This window comes from Xanthomonas arboricola pv. guizotiae (genome assembly GCF_002940205.1).
GTDB classification, from domain to species: domain Bacteria; phylum Pseudomonadota; class Gammaproteobacteria; order Xanthomonadales; family Xanthomonadaceae; genus Xanthomonas; species Xanthomonas arboricola_C.
The window spans coordinates 37,561-51,779 of sequence record NZ_MDSK01000030.1 but is presented as its reverse complement, the minus strand read 5'-3'; the positions used below and the strand labels follow the sequence as shown (position 1 = coordinate 51,779).

16 protein-coding genes are annotated in these 14,219 nt (G+C 64.6%); 11 read left to right on the top strand and 5 right to left on the bottom strand.

Features of this window, described 5'->3' with window-relative positions:
- The first annotated feature begins 1 nt into the window (after position 1).
- The 7 genes from XarbCFBP7408_RS16805 to XarbCFBP7408_RS16775 all read left to right on the top strand — a co-directional run bounded on the left by XarbCFBP7408_RS16805 (position 2) and on the right by XarbCFBP7408_RS16775 (position 5,477).
- Positions 2-808: a M48 family metallopeptidase gene (locus XarbCFBP7408_RS16805; protein WP_104563927.1), complete on the top strand. Its 807-nt coding sequence runs from the start codon at positions 2-4 to the stop codon at positions 806-808.
- Positions 809-960: 152 nt separating this feature from the next.
- Complete coding sequence (locus tag XarbCFBP7408_RS16800; protein WP_104563926.1) at positions 961-2,157, top strand: tetratricopeptide repeat protein; 1,197 nt, start codon at positions 961-963, stop codon at positions 2,155-2,157.
- A 153-nt stretch (positions 2,158-2,310) separates the two neighbouring features.
- Positions 2,311-2,982, top strand: a complete 672-nt coding sequence (locus tag XarbCFBP7408_RS16795) for an energy transducer TonB (RefSeq protein WP_046345197.1) — start codon at positions 2,311-2,313, stop codon at positions 2,980-2,982.
- A gap of 85 nt (positions 2,983-3,067) precedes the next feature.
- Entirely contained in the window at positions 3,068-3,829 is a 762-nt protein-coding gene (gene exbB / locus XarbCFBP7408_RS16790) for a TonB-system energizer ExbB (RefSeq protein WP_005912445.1), read from the top strand.
- Positions 3,830-3,874: 45 nt separating this feature from the next.
- Positions 3,875-4,297: an ExbD/TolR family protein gene (locus tag XarbCFBP7408_RS16785; RefSeq protein ID WP_005912447.1), complete on the top strand. Its 423-nt coding sequence runs from the start codon at positions 3,875-3,877 to the stop codon at positions 4,295-4,297.
- A 3-nt stretch (positions 4,298-4,300) separates the two neighbouring features.
- On the top strand, positions 4,301-4,714 hold the full coding sequence (locus tag XarbCFBP7408_RS16780; protein ID WP_039411682.1) for an ExbD/TolR family protein: 414 nt from the start codon (positions 4,301-4,303) through the stop codon (positions 4,712-4,714).
- Positions 4,715-5,069: 355 nt separating this feature from the next.
- On the top strand, positions 5,070-5,477 hold the full coding sequence (locus XarbCFBP7408_RS16775) for an ExbD/TolR family protein (protein ID WP_104563925.1): 408 nt from the start codon (positions 5,070-5,072) through the stop codon (positions 5,475-5,477).
- 128 nt (positions 5,478-5,605) lie between these two features.
- Here XarbCFBP7408_RS16775 and XarbCFBP7408_RS16770 read toward each other — a convergent pair whose 3' ends face one another.
- From XarbCFBP7408_RS16770 to cls, 3 genes are all read right to left on the bottom strand, one after another.
- Positions 5,606-6,373, bottom strand: coding sequence for a pyridoxine 5'-phosphate synthase (locus XarbCFBP7408_RS16770; protein ID WP_104563940.1), 768 nt, complete (start codon positions 6,371-6,373; stop codon positions 5,606-5,608).
- Positions 6,374-6,383: 10 nt separating this feature from the next.
- Complete coding sequence (locus tag XarbCFBP7408_RS16765; protein ID WP_024939143.1) at positions 6,384-6,653, bottom strand: hypothetical protein; 270 nt, start codon at positions 6,651-6,653, stop codon at positions 6,384-6,386.
- Positions 6,654-6,727: 74 nt separating this feature from the next.
- Positions 6,728-8,188: a cardiolipin synthase gene (cls, locus tag XarbCFBP7408_RS16760; protein ID WP_104563924.1), complete on the bottom strand. Its 1,461-nt coding sequence runs from the start codon at positions 8,186-8,188 to the stop codon at positions 6,728-6,730.
- A gap of 135 nt (positions 8,189-8,323) precedes the next feature.
- On the opposite strand from cls, the gene XarbCFBP7408_RS16755 reads away from it, so the two are divergent.
- Positions 8,324-9,418, top strand: coding sequence for a PA0069 family radical SAM protein (locus XarbCFBP7408_RS16755; RefSeq protein WP_104563923.1), 1,095 nt, complete (start codon positions 8,324-8,326; stop codon positions 9,416-9,418).
- Between the two features lie 86 nt (positions 9,419-9,504).
- Here XarbCFBP7408_RS16755 and XarbCFBP7408_RS16750 read toward each other — a convergent pair whose 3' ends face one another.
- The gene (locus tag XarbCFBP7408_RS16750) at positions 9,505-10,209 is read right to left on the bottom strand and encodes a 2OG-Fe(II) oxygenase (protein WP_104563939.1); all 705 of its coding nucleotides are present in this window, start codon (positions 10,207-10,209) and stop codon (positions 9,505-9,507) included.
- A gap of 265 nt (positions 10,210-10,474) precedes the next feature.
- Positions 10,475-11,815 carry an outer membrane protein transport protein gene (locus XarbCFBP7408_RS16745; RefSeq protein WP_104563922.1) on the bottom strand — a complete coding sequence of 447 codons (1,341 nt, stop codon included), beginning with the start codon at positions 11,813-11,815 and terminating at the stop codon, positions 10,475-10,477.
- A 217-nt stretch (positions 11,816-12,032) separates the two neighbouring features.
- Between XarbCFBP7408_RS16745 and XarbCFBP7408_RS16740 the strand changes: the two genes are divergently transcribed.
- From XarbCFBP7408_RS16740 to XarbCFBP7408_RS16730, 3 genes are all read left to right on the top strand, one after another.
- Positions 12,033-12,725, top strand: a complete 693-nt coding sequence (locus XarbCFBP7408_RS16740; RefSeq protein WP_104563921.1) for a rhomboid family intramembrane serine protease — start codon at positions 12,033-12,035, stop codon at positions 12,723-12,725.
- Positions 12,726-12,816: 91 nt separating this feature from the next.
- Complete coding sequence (locus tag XarbCFBP7408_RS16735) at positions 12,817-13,137, top strand: DUF1820 family protein (protein ID WP_104563920.1); 321 nt, start codon at positions 12,817-12,819, stop codon at positions 13,135-13,137.
- Positions 13,137-14,123 (top strand): D-2-hydroxyacid dehydrogenase family protein, encoded by a 987-nt coding sequence (locus XarbCFBP7408_RS16730; RefSeq protein WP_104563919.1) that lies wholly within the window; start codon positions 13,137-13,139, stop codon positions 14,121-14,123. The genes XarbCFBP7408_RS16735 and XarbCFBP7408_RS16730 overlap by 1 nt, the downstream gene beginning before the upstream one ends.
- Positions 14,124-14,219 lie beyond the last annotated feature (96 nt).

The following is a 14,219-nucleotide window of genomic DNA, read 5'->3' as shown; positions in this document are numbered from 1 at the left end:
AATGAAAGCCAGGCTGTTGATCGTTGTCGCCGTCGTTGCACTGACGGCATGCGCCACCACAACCTCGCCGACCGGCCGCCGACAGGTGGTGGGAGGCGTCACGCAGGACCAGCTCGACAAGCTTGGCGCCGAATCGTTCGCGCAGACCAAGGCCAAGGAAAAAGTCAGCACCGACGGCAAGCAGAACGCCTATGTGCAGTGCGTGGTCAATGCGCTGGTGGCGCAACTGCCGCCGCAGTGGCGCGAAACCCGCTGGGAAACCGCGCTGTTTGTCGATAACGAAGCCAACGCCTTTGCGCTGCCCGGTGGCAAGGTCGGCGTGAATACCGGCATCTTCACTGTCGCCAAGACGCAGGATCAGCTGGCTGCCGTGCTCGGGCACGAAATCGGGCATGTGATCTCCCGCCATCACGAAGAGCGCATCACCCGCCAGCTCGGCGCACAGACCGGCCTGGGCATCATTGGCGCGTTGGCCGGTGCGGCCTACGGCGACGGCGCCGCCAGTGCGGTCAACCAGGTCGGCGGGATGACCGCCCAGACTGTGTTCCTGCTACCCGGCTCGCGTACCCAGGAGAGCGAAGCCGATGTGGTCGGCCAGCGCCTGATGGCCCAGGCCGGCTTCGACCCTGCCCAGGCAGTCACGCTGTGGCAGAACATGATGGCCGCCAGCGGCAATCGCCAGCCGCAGTGGCTGTCCACCCACCCCGACCCCGCCAATCGCATCCGCGAACTGCAGGCAGACGTCAACCAACTCGAACCGGTTTACCAGCAGGCGCGACAGGACGGGCGCGTGCCGCGTTGCGGCTGATTTCGCAGCGCTTACGTACCGAATGTCGCAACACAGCATGGAAACCGTTTTCGGGAACTGAGACTTTCTGCTAAGTTTGCCGGCTCAGATTTTTCGTACAGCGTTTATTCCGCTTTTCGTACCGCCCGACGGCGGCTCGTCCGAGGTGAAACATGAAACTGCTCAACCGCAAGCAAGCCCTGTTGTCCCTGTTCATCGCCGCGTCCCTGGGCGGGGCTGTCGTCACCGACGCGGTTGCGCAGTCGGATCGTTCGTCCGAGCGCGCCAGCCGCAAGTCCAAGAACAGCGGCAAGGCCGAAGAGTTGTATCCGCAGTCCACCCGCACCGCGCCGACGATCAAGCCTTCGTCCAAGCTGGGCAGCAAGCTGCAGAAGCTGATCGAAACCTTCAACAAGGGCGAAGACTTCCCGGCCGTGCGCACCCAGGCCGACGAGATTCTCGCCAACGGCTCGGCCAACGAAGCCGACAAGGCGCTGGCCTCGCAGCTGGCCGCCCAGGCGGCGTACAACATGGACGACACTGCTGCTGCCAAGACCTACCTGCAGCAGGCGATCGGCCTGAATGCGCTGGACAACAACGGCCAGTTCCAGTCGATGCTGATGCTGGCGCAGTTGCAGATGCAGGACGACCAGCAGGCCGAAGGCCTGGCCACGCTGGACAAGTATCTGGAAGAGAGCAAGTCGCAGCGTCCGGAAGACCTGATCCTCAAGGGTCAGGCGCTGTACCAGGCCGAGCGCTACAAGGAAGCGATTCCGGTATTGAAGCAGGCCATTGCCGCCTCGCCCGAGCCCAAGGACACCTGGAACCAGTTGCTGATGGCATCTTATGCCGAAGCCGGCCAGACCGGTGAAGCTGTCGCGGCTGCCGAGGCGCTCGCCGCCAAGACGCCGAACGACAAGAAGGCCCAGCTCAACCTGGCCAGCATGTATATGCAGGCCGACCAGATGGACAAGGCCGCAGGCGTGATGGACAAGCTGCGTGCTGCCGGGCAGTTGACCGAAGAAAAGGAATACAAGCAGTTGTATTCCATCTACGCCAATACCGAGAACAAGGAAAAGGACGTCATCGCGGTCATCAATGAAGGTATGCAAAAAGGCATCCTCAAGCCTGATTATCAGACATACCTAGCGCTGGCACAGTCGTATTACTACAGCGAGGATGTGCCGAAGGCGATCGAGAACTGGCAGAAGGCCGCACCGCTTTCCAAGGATGGCGAGACGTATTTGAATCTGGCCAAGGTGCTGCACTCGGAAGGTCGCATCCCGGAGGCCAAGCAGGCCGCACAGCAGGCGATCGCCAAGGGCGTTAAAAAACCCGAAGACGCGAAGAAGATCATCAACCTGAAGTAAAAAAAGCAAATAAACCCCCGAATTCCCTGTGTTTTTAGTGGTTACAGGACTCGGGATTGGTATAAGCTTGGGAGTTCCTGCGGTGTCAAAGCCGTCCGAAAACCTGGGGATCATCACAGTGATCCGGGCCCCCACTGAAAGAGCCATTGGCGCATGACGGAACAACTCGTTATCCACAGGCATGACTATGATGCCGGGAACCAGGGTCTGAGCTGGGCCCGCATTATCGGTATTGCTTTTGTAATTGCCTTGCACCTCACTGCACTGATGATGTTGCTGATCCCTGCAGTGGCGCCGAAGGCTCCGGCAGAGAAGGAGCGCACCACCATGGTCACCCTGGTGGATGCACCGCCGCCTCCCCCGCCGCCGCCGCCGCCGCCGCCGCCGGAAGACAAGCCGCCGCCGCCGGTCAAGAATCTGTCGCCGCCGAAGCCGTCACCGGTTCCGCCGCCGCCGGAAGCTCCGGTGGTCGACGTTCCCGAACCGCGTCCGAGCGATATCGTCACGCCGCCGAGCCCACCGGCTCCGCCGCAGCCGCCAAGTGACATTGGCGCAAGTGTCGATATCTCGTCCAAGAACATGAACCCGCCGAAGTACCCGCCGGCTGCATTCCGGGCCGGTGTCCAAGGTGAGGTCATCCTGATCGTGGATGTGGATGCCAACGGCAACGTGACCAATGTGTCGGTCGAAAAGTCCAGCCGCAACCGCGACCTTGACCGTGCCGCGATGGACGCAGCACGCAAGTGGAAGTTCAACGCCTCCACCGTCAACGGGCAGAAAGCCGCCGGACGTGTCCGCGTCCCGGTCAACTTTGCTCTGAACTGATCCCACGGGCCGGCTACGGTCGGCCCAGGATCCTGTCTTCCTTTCGCTCCACCCTTCATCACCACACACAACAAAGGTAAGCGTCATGCTGCAGGAATTCTTTATCGCCGCCGCTGCAGGGGGCTCCAATCCGTCGGCCGCCCTGTCGCAGATGGGCTTCGAGCACTTGATCACCGAAATGACGTCCAGCCCCGGCGATTTCGCCGTGTCCTGGGTCGTGTTGATCACCCTGATCGCCATGTCCGCTGCCTCCTGGTACTGGACCGTCATCAATATCTTCCGTGCCACCCGTCTGAAGAGCGCGGCTGACCGCGTCACCACCGCGTTCTGGGATGCCCCGAATGCACAGGACGCCATCCGCGCCATGGAAGAGCAGCCGGCTTCCGAGCCGTTCTCCAAGATCGCACTGGACGCAGCGCAGGCTGCTGCTCACCACCAGCGCGCCGAAGGCAGCACCGGTGGTCTGGGCGAGAGCCTGAGCCGCTCGGAATTTGTCGATCGCGCCCTGCGTCAGGCCGTGACCCGCGAAAGCACCAAGCTGCAGTCGGGCATGACCCTGCTGGCCACCGTCGGTGCGACCGCGCCGTTCGTCGGTCTGCTCGGTACGGTGTGGGGCATCTACGGCGCGCTGATCAAGATCGGTGCAACCGGTTCGGCCTCCATCGACGCCGTTGCCGGCCCGGTGGGTGAAGCGCTGATCATGACCGCGATCGGTCTGTTCGTCGCCATCCCGGCCGTGTTCGCGTTCAACTTCTTCTCCAAGGTCAACAGCTCGGTGATCGCCAAGTTCGACACCTTTGCCCACGACCTGCACGACTTCTTCGCCACTGGTTCGCGCGTTCGCTAATCCGTAGTAAAGAACGACTTCGCAACGATTTAGACGGAGCCCGTTATGGCCTTCAGTAGTGGAAACAGCGGTGGCCCGATGGCCGACATCAACGTGACGCCCCTCGTGGACGTGATGTTGGTGCTGCTGATCATCTTCATCATTACGGCACCGCTGATGTCCCATAAGGTCAAGGTGGAGCTGCCAGAGGCCAACTTGATCCAGAAGGAAGATGCGGAGAAACGCGCCGCGCCGATCACTCTGGCCGTCAAGGAAGATGGGTCGCTGTACTGGAACGACGAGCCGATCTCCAAGGAAGCCTTGGAGTCGCGCCTGTCCACCGCCGCACAGCAGACCCCGCAGCCGCCGCTCAACTTGCGTGGCGACCGCACGACCAAGATGCGTACGATCAACGAGATCACCAAGATCGCGCAGGGTCAGGGCATGCTGGACGTCGGTTTCGTTGCAACCAAAGTGAAGGGGCAGTAAGCCATGGCATTTAGTACTGGTGGAAGCCGTGGGCCGATGGCCGACATCAACGTCACGCCCCTCGTGGACGTGATGCTGGTGCTGCTGATCATCTTCATCGTGACCGCGCCGATCATGACCTACCCGATTGCCGTGGATCTGCCGCAGCGGGTGCTCAACCCGCCACCGCAGACGACCGAACCGCCGCCGCCGATCGAGTTGCGTATCGACGCCAGCAACCAGGTGTTCTGGAACAACAGTCCGACCCCGGTCGATCAGTTGCAGCAGAAGATGGAAGAAGTGGTGCAGGCCGATCCGACCAATCAGCCGGAACTGCGCATCGATGCAAATCAGGATGCGGAGTACGAGGTGATGGCCAAGGTGCTTGCCGCTGCGAAGAACTCGCAGATGAAGAAAATCGGCTTCATGCAGCAGTAAACGTATCTGCAAGACCGCAACACAACAGTCATGACGCGACTGCAACGCCACCGGAAACGGTGGCGTTTTTTTATGCTCGATCAATGGGGTGGTTGCTGCCGCTATGTTCGACGCGCATGCATGCGGCCGGCTGTTTGCCAGGACGTGATATCCGTTTCCCGGGCACCGGGCGAGTGATGCATGCAGTGACCCTCAGGTCGTCCGCGCAAGCAAACCGCCGGAGGTGCAGCGGCAAGTCGCAACGGTACGCTTCGGGGCTCGGCCCGCCAGAGGCGTCTGCCCTGCCCTTCCCTCACTGCCGACCAGGGCTATGCTCGAGCGTGCAGCACCCACGCTCATAGCACAGGAGGCAGTCATGGATTTCAGTACGGCGGGCAACCGGGGACCGCTGGCGGAGATCAATGTCACGCCGCTGGTGGATGTCATGTTGGTGTTGTTGATCATCTTCATCGTCACCGCTCCGATGCTGGCGCGGCCAATCACGGTGGACCTGCCACAGCGCAGCGAGCAAGCCCAGTCACGAATGCAGCCGCCTGCACCGATCGCGTTGCGTGTGGACGCCAGCGGGCAAGTGTCCTGGAATGCCAGCCCGATAACGCTGCAGCAATTGCAGCCCAGGTTGATCGAACAGATGCGCCAGGCAGCCGGCAATCAGCCAGAGCTGCGCATCGCCGCCAGTGCGGATGCCGAGTACGCGCTAATGGCCAAGGTGCTGGCTGCAGCCAAGAACGCGCAGGTGGACCGCATCAGTTTTGTGCAGTAAATGGGTGATTAACCAGCCTGGTAAATCAGCCGTAAGTCATCGATAACGATTGCATCGGGGCAGAAACCCTGCCCCGATGCAATATCCGGGTAACCAAGCAACGCATCCACATAATCGACTTGATTATCTCAAGCGCTGATCGATGCGCCGCGCAGTATGCCCAGATAGGCGCGCACGGTCGCATCCAGGCCGTGATACAAGGCTTCGCCGATCAATGCATGGCCGATCGAGACTTCGAGCACGCCCGGCACAGCGCTCAGAAAGTCGCCGAGATTGGCCTGCGACAAATCGTGTCCGGCATTGATGCCCAGACCTGCGGCGGCTGCGCGTTGCGCCGCATTGGAAAACAGCTTGAATGCAGCATCCGGCTGGCCGCTCAGATGCGCCTGCGCATACGGGCCGGTGTACAACTCGATGCGGTCTGCACCGAGTGCTGCCGCCTGCGCGATAGCGGGATTGCCGGCATCGACAAACAGACTGACGCGCGCACCGATCGCCTTGAACGAGGCGATCAGCGTGGCCAGTTGGGTGGTGTCCTGGGCAAAATCGAATCCGTGGTCGGACGTCAGTTGTCCATCGCCATCCGGTACCAGGGTGACCTGTTCGGGGCGGGTGGCACGACATAAGTCCAGCAGACCCGGATAACCGTCGCGCGGCGGTGCGAACGGGTTGCCTTCGATATTGAATTCGACGCCGTGCGCGCGCGTCAGCGCGCTCAGCGCCAGCACATCGTCGGCGCGGATATGCCGTTGGTCAGGGCGCGGGTGCACGGTGATGCCGTGCGCACCGGCGGCAATGCAGGTGCGTGCGGCCTGTACCACATCCGGATCGTGGCCGCCGCGCGAGTTGCGCAATACCGCGATCTTGTTGACGTTGACGCTGAGCTGGGTGGTCACTGCGTCGGTCTCAGGCCTGCGGCTCGCCGTCGCGCGTGGCATTGAGGGCGGCCGCCTTGCGGGCTTCGGCGATCTCGCGCAGGCGGCGCAACTCGGCCGGGTCGATCAGGCTGCTGGTGTCGCGCTGGGTATCGCCCATGCGCGAGGCGAACCAGCCGCGCGTCCACAGCAACAGCAACAGCAGTGCCACCAGCAGCGAGGCCACCAGCAACCACACGTGCGGCGTGCTGAAGGCCAGCACCAGCGCACCCAATGCCATAAGCAGAAACAGCCAGTGCATGACGAGCTCCCCGATCAGTGGCGGCAGTGTAGCGCCGCGCCCGGCACGGTTCCACGTGGGCGCGGCGATGCGGCTCAAAGCAGCGGCGACAGCAACCGTGCGCAGGCTTCGGGCAGCCGCGAGCGCCACAACGGCCGGTGGCGGACGAAACGCACTTCCTGCGCCTGCTGCAGATCGGCGTCGATCAAGCCGGCCAGTTCGGCGGCCACCGCCTGGTCGCGGAACAGCATCGACAGCTCGAAATTCAGGCGAAAGCTGCGGCTGTCGAAATTGGCGCTGCCGACGATGCAGACCTCGTCGTCGGCCAGCAGCGCCTTGGTGTGCAGCATGCGCGGGCCGTATTCGTAGATGTGCACGCCGGCCTCGAGCAGCTCGTCGAAATACGAACGCGCCGCGTAGGTGACCAGGCGCGAGTCGCTGACGCGTGGCACCAGCAGGCGCACGTCCAGGCCACCCAGTGCGGCCGACGTCAGCGCCATGCGCGCGGCCTCGCCGGGGACGAAATACGGCGTGACCAGCCAGACCCGATGCCGGGCTTCGTGAATCGCAGCGACCATCAGCCGGTGGATGGACTCCCACGACGAATCCGGCCCGGAGACCAGCACCTGCGCGTCGACATCGCCCTGCGCGCGGCTCGGCACGTCTTCGGGCCAGAGCTGCTGGCCGTGGAAGGCAGCGCGACCCTGCCCGGTGGCGTACAGCCAGTCCTCCAGGAATACCAGCTGCAGGCTGCGCACCACGTGGCCCCGCAGGCGCATGTGCAGGTCGCGATAGGCATCGCTGCGGACCTGCTCGTTCTCTTCGTCGGTGACGTTGATGCCGCCGGTGAAGCCGATCCTGCCGTCGACCACGACCAGCTTGCGGTGGGTACGCAGGTTCAACCACGGCCGCTTGAACGGCTTGAGCAGCTGGGATGGATGGAACCAGGCGGTCTCCACCCCGGCCGCGCGCAGCGTGCGCAAGCTACGCCGGGTCATCGCCGATGAGCCCACCGCATCCATCAGCAGGCGCACCTTGACCCCGGCGCGTGCGCGCTCCATCAGCGCATCGCAGATCGCGGTGCCGCTGTGGTCGGGCTGGAAGATGTAGTACTGCAGATGGATATGGTCGCGTGCACCGCGGATGGCCCCGATGATGGCCGCATAGGTGGCCGCGCCATCCACCAGCCAGTGCACCTCGGTGGCGCTGCTGGGCGCCAGCCCGGTGGTGGACTGGGCGATCTTGGCCAGCTCGGTGCAGTCCGCATCCGGCGGGCAGACGCTGCTATAGCTCTCCATGCCAGAGCGCGAACGCCCGCGTCGCAGCCGCTGGCGTTTGACCTTCTGCGGGCCGAGCCAGTAGTAGATCAGCAGGCCCAGATACGGCAGCGCCGCCAGCGACAGCACCCAGCTGAGCGTGGCCACCGGCTCGCGCTTCTGCAGCACGATCCAGCCGGCGATCCACAGCAGGTACAGCACGTAGGCGGCGAGGAGAAGCGCTTCGAGGTGGGGAATGGTGGCCAGCCGATCCCACGCGCCCTGTACGGATGCGAGCATGTGCGGATTCTACGGGGCGCACGCACCGCTGCGGTGAGCGTGGGGACGATGCGATCGCCGCGCCGGGTCTGAAAGCTTCATCGTGGCGCGCGCCTGGTCGCATCGCTTGAGATCCGCCGGCCGTACGATGCCGCGATGGCAACTGCGATCAAGGGCCGTGGTGCGACCGGCCATCTGCCCGGACGCTTCGAAACCACCACCCCACAACCGGTGGACGATGGCTGGTACGCCGACGACGGCGAGGAGTTCGCCGCGCCGTCGTTGCGCACCCAGGTCACCGAGGAAACCGCGCGCAGCATCATCAGCCGTAATCAATCGCCGGACATCGGCTTTTCGCAATCGGTCAATCCGTATCGCGGGTGCGAGCATGGCTGCAGCTACTGCTTTGCGCGGCCGTCGCATGCCTATCTCAATCTGTCGCCCGGGCTGGATTTCGAGACCAGGCTGTTCGCCAAGACCAATGCGCCTGAGCTGTTGCGCCGCGAATTGTCGCGGCCGGGCTATGTGCCCAGCCCGATCGCACTGGGCATCAACACCGATGCCTACCAGCCGATCGAGCGCAAACGCGCACTGACGCGGCGCCTGATCGAGGTGCTGTGGGAGACCCGGCACCCGTTCACGCTGATCACCAAGAATGCGTTGGTCACGCGCGATCTGGACCTGCTTGCACCGCTGGCACGCGAGGGCCTGGTCAACGTGCATTTTTCGGTGACCACGCTGGACCCGCATCTGTCGGCCAGGCTGGAACCGCGCGCCTCCGCGCCGCATGCCCGCCTGCGCGCGATGCGGGTGCTGCACGAGGCCGGCGTGCCGGTCGGGGTGATGGCCGCGCCGGTGATCCCGTGGATCAACGACCATGAGCTGGAGGCGATCCTGCAGGCCGCGTCCGCTGCCGGCGCGCACAGTGCCGGCTACGTGTTGCTGCGGCTGCCGCACGAAGTGGCGCCGCTGTTCCGCGACTGGTTGCAGACCCATCACCCGCAACGCGCCGGGCATGTGATGAGCACGATCCAGCAACTGCGCGGCGGCAAGGATTACGACAGCGCCTTCGGCACGCGCCTGCGTGGCCAGGGCGTGTACGCGGAGTTGCTGGCACGCCGTTTCGCCCTGGCCCACCGCCGCAGCGGTTTCGACGCACGCGACATGCCGGCATTGGACACGACCAAGTTCCGCCGCCCCGCTCCGCTGCCCAAACCGGTACCGCAATCGCCGCAAGGCAGTCTGTTCTAGCGGCGGGGAATCGGGGATTTGGGATTGGGGATTCGCAACAGCCGACGCACTGCAGTGACCTGCCCTTACCAATCCCCAATCCCCAATTACGAATCCCCGCCGTACAGGGCACTCGCCGACTGGAACAGGATCCAGCTGGTGGCGATGAACTTGTCGCCGCCGACCGGGCGGTTGCCGCGGTGGGTGTGGGTGAAGGCGGTGGGAGCGATCAGCAGGCTGCCGGTGCGTGGACGGGCCTTGCGTTGCTGGAACAGGAATTCGGTTTCGCCCTGCTCGAATTCCTCGTTGAGATACAGCGTCCACAGCAGATGGCGATGCAGCGTGTCGGCGCTGGCATCGCGCGGATACAGCTCGCAATGCCAGTACGGGTAGCCGCCCTGATCGGCGGTATACCACTGCAGATTGATCGCGCCCGGGCGCAGGCAGGTGCGCGCCAGATCGCCCAGCGCCTGGTCGCTCATCTGCACGATGTCCTCGGCCACCAGACGATGCGGCGTGCCGTCGGCGGTGGTGACCTGCAGCATCAGCGGTGAGATCAGCGCCTGCGGATACTGCCGCAGATAGGTGAGCACGCCGTCGAACACGGCCTGTTGCAGGCGGCTTTCCACCGCAGCCCATTCGGCCATGCCACTGATGCGCAGGTCGCGGCTGTGCTTGAGGTCGGGAAACACGCCGCCACCGATGCGGCCCGGATGCAGCTGCTGGCTCGCGCGCATGCGTTGCACGATGGCGGCGCAATCCTCGCGCGAGACGGCGTTATCGGTGATCTGGATGAAGTCGGGTGGGCTCATGCGCACGACCATAGCAATCTGGCGCGCCGCCTGCAGCGTGCGCCATGCATGGCGCACAGGTTGGATCAGCGCGCGCCGTTGTAGACATCACCGGTGCATGGCGACGTGGCAACACCGCGCATGGTGGTGACGCGCTGCGCTGACAAGCGTTATGTGCCTGCTTCGCTTGTTGTCGTTAGGGCGTGTTGCGTGTCGGGCGTGCAAGGCCCCAAAGAAAAACCCCGCCGAAGCGGGGTTCTTCATCAGACGCCATTTGCTGCGACGATCAGAACTTGTAGTTGATCGACCCGGCCAGGATGTTGCCCTGCACCTCGTAGCTACCTGCCAGACGGTCGCCGGTGGCGCTGACGGTATCGCTGGTCGGGTCGCTGGTGAACAGGTGGGTATAACCGAAGTTGTATTCGGCCTTCGGCGACGGACGCCAGCTCAGACCCAGCGAGACCCACTTGCGGCTCGCATCCGGCACGCGCACGTCGCGGTGTTCGGCAGTGGTCGGGGTCTGGTCGTACGCCAGGCCGCCACGCAGGGTCAGCGTGTCGCTCATGCGGTAGTCGGCACCGATCGAGGCGAAGGTGGTGTCGCGGTAGGAGAAGTCCAGCACGGTATTGGGCTGGTTGGAGGCGAAGTCCAACGTCACCTGGTCGAACTTGCTCCAGGCGGTGCGGGTAACGTCGGCCATGATCGACCACTGCTCATTGACGTTGTGGGTGAAGCTGGCGGTGGCGCTGGCCGGCAGCTTGACGGTGGCGCGGCCACTGGTGTCGATGAAGGTGCCCGGAGCGGCACGTGCAAATACCGCCGACGCATTCGGCGGGATGGTGAAATCGACATCTGCGCCGGTGATCTTGTGCTCTACCTGCGAGCGGTAGCTGAAGCCGAGATGGGTGTTCTCATCAATGCTGAACAAGCCACCGAGGGTGAAACCCACTTCGGTGCTATGGCCCTTCATCTTCAGCGAACCATCGGCATTGCCAGGCGCAAAGCCCGGAACGCGCGAACGCGCAAGGATCGAACCGACATCCACCGCGTTACCCAGTTCGATATCCAGGCGCTCGGCGAACACCGAGGCACCGAACGACACGTACGGGTTCACGTCGTAGGAGAACGCGACATTGAAGTCGATCGCCTGCAGCTCGGTCTTGGTGCCGTGGTAGCGGCCGACCCAGTTGCTGTCATATTCGGTCTTGAAGCCGAACGGCACGGTCAGCGAGGTGCCCAGGTGCATATTGTCGTTCTCGCCGAACGGCACGTGGAAGTACATCGCCGGGACCGGCGCGATCATGCCGGCATCGCCGCCATTGCCGCCGGAGACCGGAGCGCCGTTGGCATAGGTCGCGGTGTCGGGCTGGAACTTGGCCGAGAAGTGGATGGCGCTGACGTCGGCCTGGAACAGGCGGCCGTCCAGCTGGCGCATGCCGGCCGGGTTGTTGACCATGATCGAGGCATCGTCCGGGGCGCTGCCCGAACCTGCAAACGCGCGGCCGAGGCCCTTGGCGCTGTTTTCCTTCAGCTGGAAGGCGGCGCCGTGCGCCTGACCAATGGCCAGCACGCCAGCGATACCGACGGCCAACAGGGTGGCGCGGCTGAGAGTGGAAGCGGTAGACATAAGTTGTAGCTCTCCGGGTAAGGACTGCAATGGTCGGTTCAGCGCCCGCGTCCAGCACCAATCCAGTGCCCGGAACGCGCCGGAGACCCCCCCCGACATACGACGCCGTACGCAGTATACCCATGCCGATTAACCGAACAATAACGAGTCGCGCGCTGAACGCGCCGACAGGTTAGGGCTGCATTCAGCAGCGCGGACCGGCTATTGTCCCATTCCGATGTTCGTCTCTCTCCCTTCCCGCAAGAAACCCACGCCACGCTGGGCGGTGCCGCTGCTGTTCGCCACGGTGTGGTTGGCCTATCTGTGGTCGATCAGCCGGCCGGGCGAGGCGCGCAATACGCTGTGGCTGGACTGGGGCGCGCTTTCCAGCGGCGTCTCCAATCTGGGCGATTGGTGGGCGACCTTGCGCGACGGCAGCGTACTGCGGCTGTTCACTGCGCTGTTTTTGCATGCCGATTGGTCGCATCTGCTCGGCAACCTGGTGTTCCTGCTGATCTTCGGGCTGCCGGCCGAACGCATCCTGGGCCCATGGCGGTTATTGCTGCTGTTTCTGGTCGGCGGCGCGGCCTCCAACCTGGCGGCGATCTTTGCCATCGGCACGCCGGACCGGGTGATCATCGGCGCTTCGGGCGCGGTGTCGGCGTTGATCGGTACGTACCTGGCGCTGTTTCCGGGTGCCAAGCTGGGGGTGGTGCTGCCGCTGGGCGTATTTCTGGAATTCATCCGCGTGCCGGCGCCGTTGTTGATCGGCGCCTGGGCGATCCTGCAGGTGGTGTTTGCCTACATCGGCCCGGCCTTCGGCATGGTGGCGTGGTCGGCGCATATCGCCGGCTTCGTGTTCGGCATCGTCTACGGCTTGTACGTGCGCGCGGCGATCGCGCGGCGGCTGCGCAAGCGCCACGGGTTCTAGCGCGGCGGCAATCGTGCACGGCGCACCGGAGCGCCGTGTTGCGCCGGCCGCGCGCTGCGTCGCTGCGCGGTGGCGCGCCTATAATCGCCGCATGTCCAAGCCTCTGTACAAAGTCACCTTCCTCAATCACGGCAAGGTCTACGAGCTCTACGCCCGCCAGGTCACCGGCAGCCACCTGTGGGGCTTCAACCAGATCGGCGAGCTGGTGTTCGACGTGCACGACGGGCTGGTGGTCGATCCCACCGAAGAGCGCCTGCGCGAAGAGTTCGGCAACACCAAGACGCTGCACCTGCCGATGCAGAGCATCGTGCGCATCGAGGAAGTCGAGAAGAAGGGCCAGTCGGTGATCCGCGATGCCAGCACCGGCGACAAGGTGGTCACGCCGTTCCCGTTGCCGACCAAGCCGCGCTGATGCGCATCCTGGTGCCCGACGATTACCAGGGCGCCGTGCGTCACCTGCCCTGCCTGCAGCGCCTGCACGGCCACGATGTGCAGGTGCTGGGCGCGCTGGCCACCGACCCCAACGAATGGGCCGAGCGGCTGGTCGAAGCCGATGCGCTGGTGCTGATCCGCGAACGCACCCGCGTGGACGCCACGCTGTTGCGGCGCCTGCCGCGACTCAAGTTGATCAGCCAGACCGGCCGGGTCGGCGCGCATGTGGACGTGGCCGCGTGCACCGAGTTCGGGGTGGCGGTGGCCGAAGGCGTCGGCTCGCCGGTGGCACCGGCCGAACTGACCTGGGCCTTGATCCTGTCGGCCAGCCGGCGCCTGGGCGAGTACCAGCGCGCGCTGCACCAGGGCCGCTGGCAGGCGCTGGGCGATCCCGGCCTGGGACGCGCGTTGCACGGGCGCACGCTGGGCATCTGGAGTTACGGGCGGATCGGCCAGCGCGTGGCCGGCTTCGGGCGTGCATTCGGCATGCAGGTGCTGGTGTGGGGCGGCGAGGCCTCGTGCGCACAGGCCGCGCGCGATGGCTTCGACATCGCCGCCAGCCGGCAGGAGCTGTTCGAACGCAGCGATGTGCTGTCGCTGCATCGGCGCCTGACCGCGCAGACCCGCCACCAGATCAGTGCGCAGGATCTGGCGCGGATGCGCCCGGATGCGTTGTTGGTCAACACCAGCCGTGCGGAGCTGATCGCGCCCGGCGCCTTGCTGGCCGCGCTGGATGCGGGCCGGCCGGCACAGGCGGCAGTGGATGTGTTCGAGCGCGAGCCGGTGCTGGATCCGCGCGACCCGCTGCTGCAGCATCCGCGCGTACTGGCGACGCCGCATCTGGGCTACGTGGAAAGCGACAGCTATGCGCTGTACTTCGAAGCGGCGTTCGACAATCTGCTGGCGTTTGCCGCCGGTGCGCCACGCAACCTGGTCAATCCCGAGGCGTTGGCGATTGCGCGATAGCGCGTGGTTGACGTGGTGGTGATCGTGCGCTTGGGGAGGCTTGTCGCGACCGGGGTCGCTCCTACAAGCGCCTTGGGGTCCAAACCCGCCGGCGCT